This window comes from Zymomonas sp., assembly GCF_020216885.1.
Taxonomy (GTDB): Bacteria; Pseudomonadota; Alphaproteobacteria; order Sphingomonadales; family Sphingomonadaceae; genus Zymomonas.
The window spans coordinates 1-14,902 of the sequence record NZ_JAIWON010000113.1 but is presented as its reverse complement, the minus strand read 5'-3'; the positions used below and the strand labels follow the sequence as shown (position 1 = coordinate 14,902).

The following is a 14,902-nucleotide window of genomic DNA, read 5'->3' as shown; positions in this document are numbered from 1 at the left end:
CTTTTGAACTCTTTTATGATCGTAAACCGCCCCGTGACCAAGATCAGGCTTTGCGGGCGTTACTAACCCAACAAGCATAAACCCAAGGGATCATATGATTATTCTAGGCCTGACCGGCTCCATTGCCATGGGGAAATCAACGGTTTCCCGTCTTTTTAGCCAGATGAGGCGCCCTGTTTTTGATGCCGATAAAGTCGTGCATCAATTACAAGCCCCCAATGGACGGTTACTCCCTGCGATTGGTCAGGCCTTTTCTGGGGTCATTGATGAAAAAGGGGTCAACCGCCAAAAACTCGGCGAACAGCTCCTAAAAAATCCCGAAGGCTTTCGTCGTCTGGAAGCCATCATCCATCCAGCGGTGGTCGAAGAACTCCAGCTATTTTTACGAAAAAACCAGAGCCACCCTTTGGTGGTTGTTGATATCCCTCTGTTATTCGAGGCCGGATTTACCCGTTCAGTCGATTATATCGCGGTGGTTTCTGCGCCCTATTGGATACAGAAAAGACGGGCGTTATCGCGCCCTAATATGACCGAATCACGCTTTCGCGGATTGCTAGCACGCCAATGGCCAGACCGAAAAAAAAGACAACAGGCCGATTTTATTATTGAGAATGGCCGCAATATTATCGCCCTTGCCGCACAAGTCAGGCAGATCACCAGTTGCCTTGTCGGACAAGGTAGCCGATAGTGTTGTTATGCGCGAAATTGTCTTTGATACCGAAACCACCGGCCTCAGCCCCATTAACGGCGATCGTCTGGTTGAAATCGGTTGTGTCGAGCTGATCAACAAGGTTGAGACAGGTAACAGCTTTCATTGCTATTTTAATCCCGAACGAAAAATGGATGCCGTCGCGGAATCAATCCATGGTCTGTCTGATGAATTTTTGGCAGACAAGCCGCTTTTTGCCGATAAAGCGCAAGAATTGCTTTCCTTTCTCAAATTGTCGCCTTTAGTCGCTCATAATGCGGCCTTCGATTTCGGCTTTTTGAATTACGAATTGGATAAATGCGGCCTTCCGACCATTTGTATGACCCGAATGGTCGATACCTTGGCGATTGCCCGCGGCAAACATCCAGGTGCCAAACATACGCTTGATGCCTTATGTACTCGCTACGGTATCGACCGCAGTCATCGCGTTAAACATGGCGCTTTGCTCGATGCCGAATTGCTGGCACAGCTTTATGTCGAACTGACAGGTGGGCGCCAAATCGGCTTGGTGCTGGATGACAATAACAGTCAGAATGACGGGCGTTCTTCTACGCCCAATACCGTTTCCGGCTTACCACGAAACAAAAGAGTCAAAAGACAGCCGAGACCGCACGAAGCCAGTCCACAAGAATTATTGCGTCACGGCGCGTTTATTGACAAAATTTCTAATCCTGTCTGGCGTCGGGCATGAAACAAAATCTAGCTTTCTGACGTTAATAAAGACGGATGTGATCATTTTCTCTTTTCGAGAGATTTGGGGCTTATAAGTTACAAGATTTTTTAAGTGCATGGAGGGAGTCAAGATGGATATCCGTATTTCCGGCCATCAGATTGATACAGGCGCGGCTTTAAGAGAATATGTCAATGACCATCTTAGCCAGATCGTCAGCAAATATTTCCCCAAATGCCTAAGCGCCTCTGTCACTTTCGGTAATCGTCGCCACGCTATTATTTCCTGCGATATTATTATCCATGCCATGCGGGATATTATTCTAAAAGCAGGCGGTATAGACAAAGATGCCCATGCCGCTTTCGATCAGGCAGCGGCCAAGATTGAAAAACAGTTACGGCGACATCATCGACGTTTACAGACCCGCATCCAGCAAAATACGCCTTCTATTGATGAAGCCGCAATCACTCTCACGGAGGCCGCAGCCAAGGCGGATCAGGATAACGCGCATTATACGGTCTTCGACATTGAAGAGGATGAAAAAGAGCAAGGCGATCATCCTCCTGTCATTGCCGAAATGCAGGTTGATATTCCAACGGCCAGCGTTTCCGATGCTGTTTTGATGCTTGATCTTCGCAACACGACGGCTTTGCTCTTCGTGAACAGCAAATCAGGCCATCATAATATGGTTTATCGTCGTGTAGATGGTACCATCGGTTGGGTTGAGCCGCGATAGTCGTTAAATATTCAGATAGACGGAGATAACAAACGGGAGAGAGGTCGCTCCCTCTTTTCAAGAGAATTATCGACCTCTCTCCCCCGTTTCCGGAAGGAATATTGATAGAATTTTGACTTTATTTTCTGAAAGGTCGTGCCTTTCAGAAAATGTCTGGTGCTGCGATCTTTGCAATCGTGGGCATATAAAGGCGAAAAAACATGAATGAACTGGCCGATATAATCGCGCCGGACAGGATTGAGATTAACTTCAATCCTTCTAACAAAAAAACACTCTTCCAGCAGGTTGCCCAATGGGCTGGACGAGAATTTCTAATTAACCCCAAGGTTATCGCCGAACGGTTACATGAAAGAGAAAATCTTGGTTCAACCGGCTTTGGTCACGGTATTGCGATACCGCATGGCAAGCTCGACAGCCTGAAAAAAGTATCCGCTTTTGTTGTCCGTTTGAAAGAACCCATCGAATTTGATGCGGTGGACAAATTGCCGGTTGATCTGTTGTTTTTCCTGTTTTCTCCAACAGAAGCCGGTATTGACCATTTGCGTAGCCTAGCTTGCGTCAGCCGCCGGATGCGAGATGAAAATCTGCGGGCAAAATTGCGGGGTGCCGGTTCCCGCGATGCGCTTTATGCGTTGCTACTTGATGATAGCGGTCACGCCTGATGACAGAACCCCGTCTCGCGACTCATATCTTGGTAAAGGCCTTGTTACGGCAGATGGATACGGCTGGACAATCAATGATGGTGCTGAAAAAAGGCGAGGCCGAAGCAGGCAGCCTGATTTTGGTCATCACGGAGCAAGGCCACCCACTCTATTTACTTGAGCGGGCATTCCTCCCCGAAGGCCGCTATGGCTGGGGACGCGCGGCCATTGCCGAGGACGCGGATGAATCTGAATTCACCCGCTATATCGACAAGCGGAAACGCTTTGACCCCGATCTATGGATTATCGAATTGGAAGGACGGCAAAGCGAAAGCCTTGCCCTTTCCCTCCTCGCCTGAAAATCAGCGGCGCAGCACAGGGCCCATCATCGGCTTTTTGACAACAGGCTGCGCCCCATCAAGAATTTTCACAATAGCCGAAGATCGACCATCCTGTCCGGCATAATCCAAAGCCGAACGTCCAGCGATATGATCTTTGATGGACGGATCGGCATGATTATCGACCAGTAATCTGACCATTTGTAAATTGCGGTTTTGCACAGCAATAATCAAAGGGGTCTGACCGCTATTATCGGTAATATTGGGATCGGCACCGCCTTCCAGTAATAATTGTGCGCCATCTGCCCAACCGATTTGGGTTGCCACCATTAAAGGCGTTTGCCCCGCCTTGTTTTTCGCATCGACCCGCGCTCTTTTATAAAGGAAATAGGCCAACCAAGCATTATCGCGCCCTCTGCTTGTCAGATGTAAAGCGGTGTCACCGGTGTTATAATCTTTGCTGTCGATGATGCTGGGCTGACGATCGACAAGGGTCGTAATCTGATTGGTATCATGATCACGAACCGCTTTTAGAAAAGTATAGGTATCACTCTCCGCCTGTGCCGCGATCGGGGTCACAGCCAATCCCAAGGCCAATATAAAGCCGGAAATTTTTCTAAAAGACATTTTTTTCTCCGCTTGGCGACATGGTTTTTCCTGTCACCCTTCTTTTTATACTTATCAATGGGCAATCAGGCTATTTTCATAATATTACAGGAAATATCACTACAAAAGGCCGGTTAACAGGTTATGGGAAAATCCTGTTTCCTTTTCCAAAAAATTTTCCAATGCATAAAGGCTTATGAATGATTGATCGTTTCTGGGAAAAAATTCCGTTGGACGCCATGAAAAGGGAGGAATGGGAAGCCCTATGCGATGGCTGCGGCAAATGCTGTCTTTTCAAACTTGAAGATGAAGATACCGGCGATGTCGTTTATACCAATGTGGCCTGCCGCCTTCTGGATCGTGCCAGCGGCCAATGCTGTAATTACAAGCATCGTAAAAAATATGTTCCTGATTGCGTCCGTCTCGAGGTCTCGTTACTCGGCAAAATCCCGTGGCTTCCCGAAAGCTGCGCCTATCGCTTGCTTTACGAAGGCAAAACTTTACCGGAATGGCATTATCTCCTTTGTGGTGATCGCGATGCCGTGCATCAGGTCGGTGAATCCGTCCAAGGCTGGACAGTATCTGAAGATCAAGCCGGTGACCTTGAAAATCACCTTGTCGAGCCTCCCATCTAAAAAGGGGACAATCAAAGCAGAAAAATAGCTCTTTTTAGATTGATTTATGGGGCATTTTGCCCCTTTTTGTTATTAAAAAATCAACGATGACAGTTGTCTATTTCGGGAAAATATTCGATATTTCTATTCAATTTTAGAATAATAATCCATATAAAATAGAAATATTAAAATTAAATTTTTATATTTTACTCTCATCAATAATGTTGATAGTTTTCTTTACAAGTATTTTTAAATAAATTTCTACCTCACCGTTAATGTTACAATATATTTCTAACATTAAAACGCAATAAAAAAATAAGAAATATAAAATTTTTACTCAAGTAAAAAGAAAATAATACGGAATTTTATATGGCTTTTCGCCACGAAAAAGACAGAATTTTATTATCAGTGGCGGTTCCACATCTTCTACCGCCTCTGATTGGTCTTTATCTTTCGGTTTGCCCCTCCGGCCTCTGGGCAGAATCAACCGCCCTTACGCCACAGGATAACCGAACACCATCGCCGTCTTTCTCTGAACAAGCCCCAAACACAGATTTACCTAAAACAGAAAAGATAGCCGAGACATCCAAAGTAACGGACAAGCCCCTCTCATTCGACAGCCATCCAAAGGCAAAAATGCCGCCGCCCTCTACATCCAAAGAGAACGGGGAGATTGTCGTTACTTCCAAAAAACAGAGCGATAGGATTCAGAATATTGGCCGATCCATCAGCGTTCTTTCCGGCGAAACACTAACAAGCCGTAATGTGAATAATGTCTTTGACCTACAATATCAGACGGTTTCACTACAGGTCACGCCACAATTCGGAAGCGGCCAACCTGTTTTTGCGATGCGGGGGGTAGGATTCAACAATTATTCCAGCAACAATGCGTCTTCCGTTCTGGTTTATATTGACGGTGTCGCCAATCCTGTTTCTTTCGCCACAAATGGGATGATGTTTGATATTCAGCGTGTCGAGATTGCGCGCGGGGCGCAAGGGACAGCTTCCGGTCGCAATACAACCGGCGGTTCAATCAATTACATCCTAAACAGACCCAGCGACCATTATACGGGGGGTATTTCGGTTCAATATGGCCGATTCAATGCGACCAAAATTGATGGCTATATTTCAGGCGGTATCAATGACCGGCTCCGCTTCCGTTTGGCCGGACAAAGCGAACAAGGCGGCGCATGGCAGCATAATGACCAAGGGCAATCTTTAGGACGCACTAACCGCAATGCTGCCAGATTGCTGTTTGACTATGATGCCAATGATAGCCTGACCTTTGAACTGAATCTTCATGGCAGCTATGACCGCTCGGACTCCAGTGGACTGCATCTTTTTGCACCTCTTACCGCTGTTTCGGGACAAAGCACTCCGGCAGATCAAAGCCGTTATATCACCCGCTGGGGAACATCCGCCGCTTTCGCCAAGGAAATCGGAATTAACCCGAATAGCAAACCCTTCAGCCATATTGATACCGGCGGAATCAGCTTTAAAAGCAAGCAAGAATTCTCTTTTGCAACCTTGACCAATCTCTTCAGTTATGACGGCATTAAAAGGCGCGAATATGACAATTTCGATGCCTCAACTTTGGGATTGGCGGATGTCGCCTTTAAAACAAAAGCCCGCGTTCTCGCGAATGAAATCCGACTGGAATCCGACCCACAGGATCGTTTAAGCTGGATTGGCGGCATTTATTACGGTCACCAGTCTCTCAGCGATCGCTATCAATCCGGCTTTACTGATGCCTCTTACGCAACAGAAGGAGATGTCAGCTACAATCAAAGGGTGGATACAATCGCCGCCTTTGGTCAGGTTAATTATCGTTTTTCAGATAAGCTCCGTTTTATCGGAGGCTTCCGTATCGAGCATGAATCCCGCAGCCTTTTAAACCTGACATCCCACTATATTACCGACGGTATTATAACGAATCCTGATAATGTCAGCGGCCATAAAAATACGCAGTTTACACAACCAACAGGCAAGCTAGAGATCGATTATAATCCTGTTAAAAACGACATGCTTTATGCGTCTTTTACACGCGGCATAAAGTCAGGTGGTTTTACAACTTATAATTCGGATAACGCCGCGTTATCAGCCAAGCCATTCAAGGCAGAATCGGTTTTAGCTTATGAAGTCGGCAATAAATTAACACTGCCAAAATCGCATTTAACTTTGAATGTAGCCGGTTTCTATTATGACTATAGCCATCAACAAATTCAGTCTGCGACCTTTGACAGCAGAAATGGCGGCTTAATTGGTCAAATCGTTAATGCGCCCCGATCTCATCTTTATGGCGGGGAGATAGAAGCCACATGGATGCCGATAAAATCACTCACGCTTTCACAATCGGCTGGTTGGGCAATTGGTCAATATGACCGTTTTTCTTCTTTAAAGGGCGTGCAAAAATTACCGGATAACAGCTATGTCGGTATTTATAAAAGCCGCAAGGGCGAGGCCTTACCCTTTCCGCAATTTACGCTTAATGGTTCAGCCAGCTATCGTTGGACAATCGGTAATTTCCATCTAACCACCGGTATGAATTACAGCCGAAGAAGCCGTTATCATTCTTTCTATGGCGGCATTTATAATGTTCCAGCCTACAGCTTATGGGGCGCTGACATCACGCTTTCACCCAAAAATAACCGCTGGACAGTGGCGATTTTCGGCAAAAATATCTTTAACAAGCGCTATGACATCACCCGCAATTTTTTCATTTCCGGCGACAATGTTGCCCTCTCCGGTATGCCGGCAACATGGGGTATCCGCCTCAGCGGCCAATTCTGATTTTATAAGATGATATTTCTATCCAATTCTTGTCGGGATCACGGCAATAAACAGCAAAAGTGAAAAACCTCACAAAAATCCAATAATGTAATCCGGTTTCAACCGACTTATTTTCATAGGACAGAGTCCTGTCACAGCAAGAATATTCAAAAAAAGCTGTGCCTATTTTAAAAATAGTATAACAATTTATAATAATTAAATTTTTTCTAAAAGAAAAAGAAATGAAGCCTTCCCTATTCTTTTCCATTTTTTCGAGAATATCACTGGCGGCGATACCTTTTTTTATGCCCATTTGCTCAAAATTACAGGCCTTAACGGCTATGGAAGAATATCAAATCGAAAATCTCAAGAACGCCGCCAAACAGGGAAATCATAATGCAGAACGCTTCATGGGCTATTTATATTCCAAAGGCGATGTCGAAGGTTTTCCGAAAGACTTTCATTTAGCCCTGCATTGGTATCAAGAAGCCACGAAAGATCGCGATGGCGAAGCCGCTCGCATGATCGGTCTTTTTTATTATAATGGCGACGGTGTTCCGGCAGATAGCACCAAAGCGGCCTATTGGTTTGAACAAGCCGCCAAATGGGGGGATTGGGATGCCTGCCGACGTTTGGCAACGCTCTATATCAATGGAGAAGGTGTTCCTAAAAATGTCGAGAAAGGCATTTCGTGGTATAAAAAAGCAATCCAATCAGGGGATATAGAATCTGCCCGCCGTCTAGCGATGCTCTACTGGATGGGTGATGATGTCCCGCGCGATCAAAAAAAAGCGCTTCATGGGCTGGAAAGCTCAGCCAATGAGGGTAATTGGGTTGCCTCAAGAACGCTTGCCCGCTTTTATCTCACAGGGGAAGATCTCCCTAAGGATAAAGAAAAAGCAACCTATTGGCTCCAAAAAGCATCCAAACAGGGAGATGCCGTTTCAAGAGGTGTCTTAGCAGAAAGCTATTATTGGGGAGAATGGCTTCCTTGCGACAAAGAAAAAGCGGCTTATTGGTTTGAAAAGGCAGCCAAAGACTATAACAGCTCTGCCGCAAAAATGTTGGGGGTGATGTATTACAATGGCGAAGGGATCAAAAAAGACCAAGAGAAAGCTCTCTATTGGTTAGAAAAAGCCGCTAAATGGGGCGAATCCGATGCTCAAAGAATGGTCGGGGCGATTTATCAGCAATCAGAAGCGTTAAAAGATAAGGAAAAAGCCGAATTTTGGCTTAAAAAGGCCGCGCTCGCCGGCGATAAAGAAGCCCAAAAATGGGTTAATATTCTCTACAGCAATAAAGACCCGAAAATTTCAGAAACGCATCAACAGGTGATCTCGGCTCTCCGCGAAAAAGCTGAAAAAGGGGATAAAGAAGCCCAGTATGATTTGGCCTTGAAATATTCTGAAGGCAAAGAAATAGCGCAAGATTTTAAACAGGCTGCCTATTGGTTTGAAAAAGCGTCTAATCAAGGAGATCTTAGCGCAACCGTCAATCTGGGTGCGCTGTATTATGGCGGACAGCTAGGAGAAAGCGATTTTGAAAAAGCGGCCGCTCTTTTTCAAAAAGTGGCTGACCAGAATTATCCCAAGGCACAGCTTTTTCTAGGTATCTTATATGAGAAGGGCAAAGGCTTGCCCAAAGACAACAAGAAAGCCCTTTCTTTATACAAACAGGCTGCCGATCAAGGAGAAACAGAGGCAGAATTTATTCTAGGTTATCATTACAGCCAAGGGGAAATTGTCCCACAAAATTTCAAAAAAGCAGCCCTTTGGTATAAAAAAGCGGCGCAGAATGGTAGCTTACGGGGGCAGCTTAATCTAGGCATTGCCTATATTTTTGGTGAAGGCGTGCCTAAAAATATTCCGATAGCCATTTACTGGTTACAACAGGCGGCCAACAAAAATGATATCAAAGCCGAAATCAATCTTGGCAAGATTTACGCCGACCCCAAAAATCAAGAAATTTTCGCCCTTGATACAGCCGCAGACTGGTTCAAAAAAGCCGCCAATCAAGGTTCAGAAGAGGCTAAAAACTATCTTGCCAACCTTACCTCTGCAGAAACGCCAAATGAAACATCTCCAAAAACCGAAAGTCAGCCACAGGCCACCAAAGATAATCAGGTAAAGCCAAAATCCTAACAATATAGGAAATGGTTTCTTCAAAAAGCCTATTCGGGGTTAAAGAAATCCAGATCAACCCGTTTAATTTCTATTCTGCGACTGGTTCTGACACCGACATTATGTTCAATCATTAAATTTGCGAGCTTTTCACCATTGATCAGAATGACCCGTTGCGGCAAATGCTCGACATATTCCAAAGCGGGGGCGCTAAAGGAAGAGGTCGTCACAAAGACCCCTTTTGTTGCGCGATGTCCGACTAAACTACCCACAAAGGCCTGTATTTCCGGCCGCCCGACACTGACATGGGAAGCATAACGTTTGGCCTGCACATAGATACAATCAATGCCCAAACGATCTTCATTAATAACACCATCGACACCGCCGTCACCCGTTCCGCCTATCCGACGAGCTGCATCCTCATGATTGCCGCCATAGCCCATAGCCACCATCAGATCGACGATCAGCTGTTCAAAGAAACTCGGATTTTTCTCGGCAATCTGATTCAAAATATCGGTGCGTAATTCATTTTGTAACTCTTCATGAGCAGCATCAATCCGCTCCTCCGGTGTTCCGGTGACAGGATCTTGCACCACAATCTGACCAGAATTTTCACGCGGATTAGATTTATAGCTACGGTTACAATAGTCGATAAAAGACGGATATTGCTTTAAGGTCGCTACTGTAATTTCAGGCGGGTTGCGCCGTAAAAGCGCCTTCCCCTCTTTACTGATCATGAATTGCCCTCTTGCTGGAATATCCAGCAATCCCGCCTGCGCCAAATAGGTTTTCGCCCAACTCACGCGGTTATAAAGCAATCTCTCCCGACCACTCGGCAACATCGCTTCCCGATCTTCAGCGGATAACCCCAATTCATTCGCAATCGCCATTTCGGTTTCGGCCATCCGCTTTTTGCCGCTTGCAGCAAAGCGCAAGACAGGCAACATCAATTCGGAAAAACTAGGAACCGCCATTATCAGGCCTTTTATGAAGAATTTTATACCAAAAGAAAGGCCAATACTCGCCTATCCTGCGATAGAATAACAGATAGGAAAGCCCCTCTTCACTTTCAAAAAAGGCGCGCTCAAAGAAGACTCCTCAAGCACGCCCCCATAAATCAGGCATAGGCAGGCCGGATAAACCACCCCGCCCCTTCCCTGTTTTTAATGCCGGAAATGACGGGTTCCGGTAAAGATCATCGCGATACCGGCCTTATTGGCAGCGTCAATCACTTCCTGATCGCGAATAGAACCCCCAGGCTGAATAACGGTGGTCGCTCCGGCTTCAGTCGCCGTTACCAAACCATCAGCAAAGGGGAAAAAGGCATCCGAAGCCACAGCAGAACCACGGGTGCGGCTTTCCGGCCAACCGGCTCTTTTCGCGGCATCTTCGGCTTTCCATGCCGCGATACGGGCTGATTCTAAACGGTTCATCTGACCGGCTCCGATGCCAACCGTTGCATTGTCACGGGCATAAACAATGGCATTGGATTTGACATGCTTGGCGACCGTCCAAGCAAACAGAGCATCTTTCATCTGCTGTTCGCTGGGCTTAACTTCAGTAACCACCTGCAAGGCCTGTTCATCCAGCAAGCTGCCATCACGCGACTGGAGCAAAATACCGCCCGCAATCGAACGAAGGTTAAGGCCATTCCGTTTCGGGGCAGGCAAAGCCCCCGTAATCAACAGGCGCAGATTTTTCTTTTTGGCAAAAATCGCTTTGGCAGCCTCATCGGCGGCAGGCGCAACCACGACTTCGGTAAAGATCGAGGTAATCGCTTCGGCGGTAGCCCCATCCAGCGGACGATTGACAGCGATAATGCCTCCGAAAGCAGAAACGCTATCGCAAGCCAAGGCCGCTTTATAGGCTTCAATCAAACTGTCACCGGAGGCGACACCACAGGGATTAGCGTGTTTCAGGATAACGACTGTCGGGGCAGCATCACGAAATTCACTAATCAAATCCAAAGCCGCATCCGCGTCGCCATAATTGTTATAGCTCAGTGCTTTACCCTGAATCTGTTCAGCCTGTGCAATCCCGTTCACAATCGGCCATTCTGGCAAATTCGGTAAAGTTGGGATATAAAGCGCGGCTTTCTGATGCGGATTTTCACCATAACGCAAAGCCGAGGCTTTTTTCAGCGGGACGGTCAGCAATTCCGGCAAATCTTCTTTTAAATCAGCCGCAAACCATGCCGAAATAGCGGCATCATATTGCGCGGTTGCGGCATAGGCCTTAGCCGCAAAGCGTCTCCGGCTGTCCAAGGTTGTAGCACCCCCCTTATCCGCTAATTCGGCAATCAAACTCGGATAATCTTTCGGGTCGGTCACAATCGTTACATGATCGTGATTTTTGGCCGCCGAACGCACCATAGAGGGGCCACCGATGTCAATATTCTCGATAACTTCCTGACGACCAGCGCCCTTAGCCACGGTTTCACGGAAAGGATAAAGATTGACCACCACCAGATCAATCGCCGTGATATCATGTGCCTTCATCGCCGCCACATGTTCAGGGTTATTTCTGACCGCGAGCAAGCCACCATGCACTTTGGGATGGAGCGTTTTTACCCGACCATCCATCATTTCAGGAAAACCGGTAAAATCGCTAATATCAGTTACAGCCAAACCGGCATCGCGCAATAATTTAGCCGTGCCTCCGGTAGAAATCAATTTGATGTCATGGGCAGCCAAAGCTTGCCCCAATTCGACCAATCCCGTTTTATCAGAAACGGAAAGCAGTGCGGTTTTAATCGCTATATCGGTCATAGATGCCTTATCCTGTCAGTTTTTCCGACTAATCTGGGCGGCATAGGTGATTTACGGGTCCGGTTCCAGAGCCTTCTCCTAAATATATGCTTAGGATCACCTTTATTTAAGCAGAACAGCTATCTGTCTAACCCCAATTTTCGGACAAAATCAGAAAGGTCAACGCCCTCTTCTGATCGGCAACCAGATTCATTAAATGACAAAGCCCTATGCCGCACACTTAATCAACAAAACTGATGATATCTTCGTCATCGTAAAAAAGATTAAAATGACAAGCTATCGCAGAGGTGAAATCAAATGACAGATGACGACAAATTAGTGTGTTACCAACCAATTTTGATAATCATTCACATCAAGATTTGCCAATCATAAAATGATTATTTTTTAAAAGATTCTATCAACGCATCATTGATAATATTCTCTGGGCATTAGGGTCACCCTGTCCCGCGGCTTTTTTCAGCCAAAAAACTGCTTTTTCTTTGCTGGCAGGCACACCCTCTCCACTGGCATAAGCCAAGCCTAAACGGGTGGTCGCTTGGAGATTACCTTGATCGGCCGCCTTTTGGAACCAAGAGACAGCCTCTTTCGGATTTTTGGCAACGCCTTCGCCTTTTAAGCATGCTAAGCCATAAAAGAACTGCCCCTGATCATCCCCTTGAAGAGCGGCTTTTTTAAACCAAAAAGTTGATTTCTCATAATTTTTCGGCAGTTTTGTGCCTTCATGATAGGCCATACCAAAATGGGCTTGCGCCGTGACTGAATTTCCTTCGGCAGCCTTCTGATACCAAGAAATGGCTTTTTCAATATTTCTGACCGCAGGATCACCCGTTTCATAGACTTCACCCAAGAAATTTTGAGCTTGAGGGAAAGCCTGATCGGCGGCTTTTTGCAGCCAAAAAATAGCCTTTTGGTCATTTTTGGGAACGCCCTGCCCCATATGATAGGCTGCACCTAATAAGGTTTGGGCATCCAAATTCCCCTGATCGGCGGCTTTTTGATACCAGAAAATCGCCTTTTCCTGATTTTTCGGCAGACCCACGCCTTGCTGATAGGCATTGCCTAAAAGGGTTTCAGCATCAGAATGCCCTTGGTCAGCGGCCTTTTGTAGCCAAAAAATACCTTTGGCATAATCACGGGGCAAAGTTTTGCCTCTAAAATAGCCGAAACCCACTTTTGCCTCGGCATCAGCATTGCCTTGATCCGCCAATTTTTGCAAAGCAGGCGTATAGTCGCTCTGCATTCTGACGGTTATCGGCTGCGTTTTGACTTGTGCGGCAGGCTGCGCTTGCGCTGCACTCAAAATAAAAGGGAAAAAAACAGTAGAAAAATATAAAATTTTCTTCATAGATACCTCCTCATTTAGAAGAAAATCTTCATATCTTTTCTATTTCTAAAATTTCAACAATTTTTATCCAAAATTTGGTTACAAAAAATTAAATCAAAATAATTTTTAAAGTATTTTAGGTAACGAATCTAACCTTTATCAAAAAACCACACAGGCTCGAATGACCTAAAAATAACCCTCTTTTTTGCTTTAAAAGCTGTATGGAAAGGAAGAGATAAGGCTTCATCACCAAGGCCTATTCTCCACAGGGACTCTTTGACTTCACTATCATTGATAATAGGCATAAAAACGAACAATATTTATAATGAAAATCTTTATCATTATAAAGGACATCAAAGATAACATATCAGACTTTATAACTATTTGTTATCAATCAATATTACCAATAGACGAAATAATATCATTCTTTTTTCTATAATATTACCATTTCTTAAATGATTATATTGATCAAATCTCATAATAGAAAAAATTAGTCTTTAAGACTATCCTTTTGGAAATATAAAAATCATCGATTCTCTCAAGAATTATTTTGGAATAATATTATGCGGGTAGCTTTGTTTATTCCCTGTTATGTGGACGAATTTCATCCAGAAGTAGGCATCGCAACCCTCGAATTGCTGGAAAAGCTAGGGGTAGAGGTTGAATATCCGCCGGAACAGACTTGTTGCGGCCAACCCATGACGAATTCCGGCTGCCACGAAGAATCAGCTGCAACGGAAGCTAATTTCGTCCGTAATTTTTCTGGTTATGATTATATTGTCAGCCCTTCGGGAAGCTGTACCCATCATGTCCGCGCCAATATGGATGCGGTCGAACAAAGTGATGAAGTAAAAGAAGTCCGCCGCCGCAGCTTTGAACTGGTTGAATTTCTCCATGATATTCTGAAAGTCGAAGCCTTTCCTTGGGCGGAATTTCCTCACAAAGTGGCTTTGCATAATAATTGTAATGCCCTTCGCGGTCTGAATATCGCCAGTATGTCGGAATTGCGACAGCCTTTCTTTTCAAAGCCGAAATCGCTTCTGGAAAAGGTCAAAGGCCTGACCTTTGCTGAATTGGAACGGCCTGACGAATGTTGCGGCTTTGGTGGTACTTTTTCTGTCTTTGAAGAAGGCGTCTCCACCGCCATGGGCTACGACAAGGTGCAAGATCAATATCGCTCTGGCGCGGAATATGTCACCTCTTCCGACAGCTCTTGTATGATGCACCAACAGGGCTGCGCTGAACGCTTGGGACTCCCCTTAAAATATATTCATATTGCCCAAATCTTGAACGGAGCGCGTGAATAATGGAAAAACCCGACCAAGACGCTTTGACAGAAGCGCAGCCACGCGGTGCTATTATCAAAGGCAACCATCCGGTCGATCAATCAGAAGCCGCCAACCGCTTCATTGCCGCCGCCCGCCATGAAAAATCCCATGACAAAAGATTATGGGAATTGCGGAAAAGACGCGACCGCGCGATGCACTCCATCGAAGAATGGGAAGGATTACGACAACTGGCATCCGATATCAAAAGCCATACATTGTCTCGGCTAGATGCATATCTGCTGGGGTTTGAAAAGAACGCCACCGCCAACGGGGTGCATG

Annotated in this window: 13 protein-coding genes and 1 pseudogene; 10 read left to right on the top strand and 4 right to left on the bottom strand. The window is 45.7% G+C overall.

Annotated elements, in window-relative coordinates; translation table 11 throughout:
• The first annotated feature begins 94 nt into the window (after positions 1-94).
• The 5 genes from coaE (at position 95) to LDL18_RS06430 (ending at position 3,115) form a co-directional block, all read left to right on the top strand.
• Complete coding sequence (coaE, locus tag LDL18_RS06450) at positions 95-688, top strand: dephospho-CoA kinase (protein ID WP_296507927.1); 594 nt, start codon at positions 95-97, stop codon at positions 686-688.
• A gap of 7 nt (positions 689-695) precedes the next feature.
• Positions 696-1,400, top strand: a complete 705-nt coding sequence (gene dnaQ / locus LDL18_RS06445) for a DNA polymerase III subunit epsilon (protein ID WP_296507928.1) — start codon at positions 696-698, stop codon at positions 1,398-1,400.
• Positions 1,401-1,512: 112 nt separating this feature from the next.
• Positions 1,513-2,115 carry a ribosome-associated translation inhibitor RaiA gene (gene raiA, locus LDL18_RS06440; RefSeq protein ID WP_296507925.1) on the top strand — a complete coding sequence of 201 codons (603 nt, stop codon included), beginning with the start codon at positions 1,513-1,515 and terminating at the stop codon, positions 2,113-2,115.
• Positions 2,116-2,315: 200 nt separating this feature from the next.
• Positions 2,316-2,777, top strand: a complete 462-nt coding sequence (locus LDL18_RS06435; protein ID WP_296507923.1) for a PTS sugar transporter subunit IIA — start codon at positions 2,316-2,318, stop codon at positions 2,775-2,777.
• On the top strand, positions 2,777-3,115 hold the full coding sequence (locus LDL18_RS06430) for a DUF1491 family protein (RefSeq protein WP_296507921.1): 339 nt from the start codon (positions 2,777-2,779) through the stop codon (positions 3,113-3,115). Before LDL18_RS06435 ends, LDL18_RS06430 begins: the two co-directional genes overlap by 1 nt.
• A gap of 3 nt (positions 3,116-3,118) precedes the next feature.
• Here LDL18_RS06430 and LDL18_RS06425 read toward each other — a convergent pair whose 3' ends face one another.
• A complete protein-coding gene (locus LDL18_RS06425) occupies positions 3,119-3,721 on the bottom strand; it encodes an ankyrin repeat domain-containing protein (protein ID WP_296507920.1) in 603 nt (200 codons plus the stop codon).
• Between the two features lie 179 nt (positions 3,722-3,900).
• On the opposite strand from LDL18_RS06425, the gene LDL18_RS06420 reads away from it, so the two are divergent.
• The 3 genes from LDL18_RS06420 to LDL18_RS06410 all read left to right on the top strand — a co-directional run bounded on the left by LDL18_RS06420 (position 3,901) and on the right by LDL18_RS06410 (position 9,224).
• Complete coding sequence (locus LDL18_RS06420) at positions 3,901-4,335, top strand: YcgN family cysteine cluster protein (protein WP_296507918.1); 435 nt, start codon at positions 3,901-3,903, stop codon at positions 4,333-4,335.
• Between the two features lie 348 nt (positions 4,336-4,683).
• Positions 4,684-7,104 carry a TonB-dependent receptor gene (locus LDL18_RS06415; protein WP_296507916.1) on the top strand — a complete coding sequence of 807 codons (2,421 nt, stop codon included), beginning with the start codon at positions 4,684-4,686 and terminating at the stop codon, positions 7,102-7,104.
• Between the two features lie 284 nt (positions 7,105-7,388).
• Positions 7,389-9,224: a tetratricopeptide repeat protein gene (locus LDL18_RS06410; protein WP_296507914.1), complete on the top strand. Its 1,836-nt coding sequence runs from the start codon at positions 7,389-7,391 to the stop codon at positions 9,222-9,224.
• Between the two features lie 29 nt (positions 9,225-9,253).
• Here LDL18_RS06410 and LDL18_RS06405 read toward each other — a convergent pair whose 3' ends face one another.
• The 3 genes from LDL18_RS06405 to LDL18_RS06395 all read right to left on the bottom strand — a co-directional run bounded on the left by LDL18_RS06405 (position 9,254) and on the right by LDL18_RS06395 (position 13,316).
• Positions 9,254-10,177, bottom strand: coding sequence for a restriction endonuclease (locus LDL18_RS06405; protein ID WP_296507913.1), 924 nt, complete (start codon positions 10,175-10,177; stop codon positions 9,254-9,256).
• A 189-nt stretch (positions 10,178-10,366) separates the two neighbouring features.
• Positions 10,367-11,971 (bottom strand): bifunctional phosphoribosylaminoimidazolecarboxamide formyltransferase/IMP cyclohydrolase, encoded by a 1,605-nt coding sequence (purH, locus tag LDL18_RS06400; RefSeq protein WP_296507911.1) that lies wholly within the window; start codon positions 11,969-11,971, stop codon positions 10,367-10,369.
• A gap of 397 nt (positions 11,972-12,368) precedes the next feature.
• The gene (locus tag LDL18_RS06395; protein ID WP_296507909.1) at positions 12,369-13,316 is read right to left on the bottom strand and encodes a tetratricopeptide repeat protein; all 948 of its coding nucleotides are present in this window, start codon (positions 13,314-13,316) and stop codon (positions 12,369-12,371) included.
• Between the two features lie 542 nt (positions 13,317-13,858).
• On the opposite strand from LDL18_RS06395, the gene LDL18_RS06390 reads away from it, so the two are divergent.
• Positions 13,859-14,602 (top strand): (Fe-S)-binding protein, encoded by a 744-nt coding sequence (locus LDL18_RS06390; protein ID WP_296507907.1) that lies wholly within the window; start codon positions 13,859-13,861, stop codon positions 14,600-14,602.
• A pseudogene (locus LDL18_RS06385) lies at positions 14,602-14,902 on the top strand (4Fe-4S ferredoxin); the annotation flags it as partial. The gene LDL18_RS06390 and the pseudogene LDL18_RS06385, both read left to right, overlap by 1 nt.

Bases quoted from the DNA above. Each gene is read 5' to 3' on its own strand.
- coaE (WP_296507927.1), top strand. From the start codon at position 95: ATGATTATTCTAGGCCTGACCGGCTCCATTGCCATGGGGAAATCAACG.
- dnaQ (WP_296507928.1), top strand. From the start codon at position 696: ATGCGCGAAATTGTCTTTGATACCGAAACCACCGGCCTCAGCCCCATT.
- raiA (WP_296507925.1), top strand. From the start codon at position 1,513: ATGGATATCCGTATTTCCGGCCATCAGATTGATACAGGCGCGGCTTTA.
- LDL18_RS06435 (WP_296507923.1), top strand. From the start codon at position 2,316: ATGAATGAACTGGCCGATATAATCGCGCCGGACAGGATTGAGATTAAC.
- LDL18_RS06430 (WP_296507921.1), top strand. From the start codon at position 2,777: ATGACAGAACCCCGTCTCGCGACTCATATCTTGGTAAAGGCCTTGTTA.
- LDL18_RS06425 (WP_296507920.1), bottom strand. From the start codon at position 3,721: ATGTCTTTTAGAAAAATTTCCGGCTTTATATTGGCCTTGGGATTGGCT.
- LDL18_RS06420 (WP_296507918.1), top strand. From the start codon at position 3,901: ATGATTGATCGTTTCTGGGAAAAAATTCCGTTGGACGCCATGAAAAGG.
- LDL18_RS06415 (WP_296507916.1), top strand. From the start codon at position 4,684: ATGGCTTTTCGCCACGAAAAAGACAGAATTTTATTATCAGTGGCGGTT.
- LDL18_RS06410 (WP_296507914.1), top strand. From the start codon at position 7,389: ATGCCCATTTGCTCAAAATTACAGGCCTTAACGGCTATGGAAGAATAT.
- LDL18_RS06405 (WP_296507913.1), bottom strand. From the start codon at position 10,177: ATGGCGGTTCCTAGTTTTTCCGAATTGATGTTGCCTGTCTTGCGCTTT.
- purH (WP_296507911.1), bottom strand. From the start codon at position 11,971: ATGACCGATATAGCGATTAAAACCGCACTGCTTTCCGTTTCTGATAAA.
- LDL18_RS06395 (WP_296507909.1), bottom strand. From the start codon at position 13,316: ATGAAGAAAATTTTATATTTTTCTACTGTTTTTTTCCCTTTTATTTTG.
- LDL18_RS06390 (WP_296507907.1), top strand. From the start codon at position 13,859: ATGCGGGTAGCTTTGTTTATTCCCTGTTATGTGGACGAATTTCATCCA.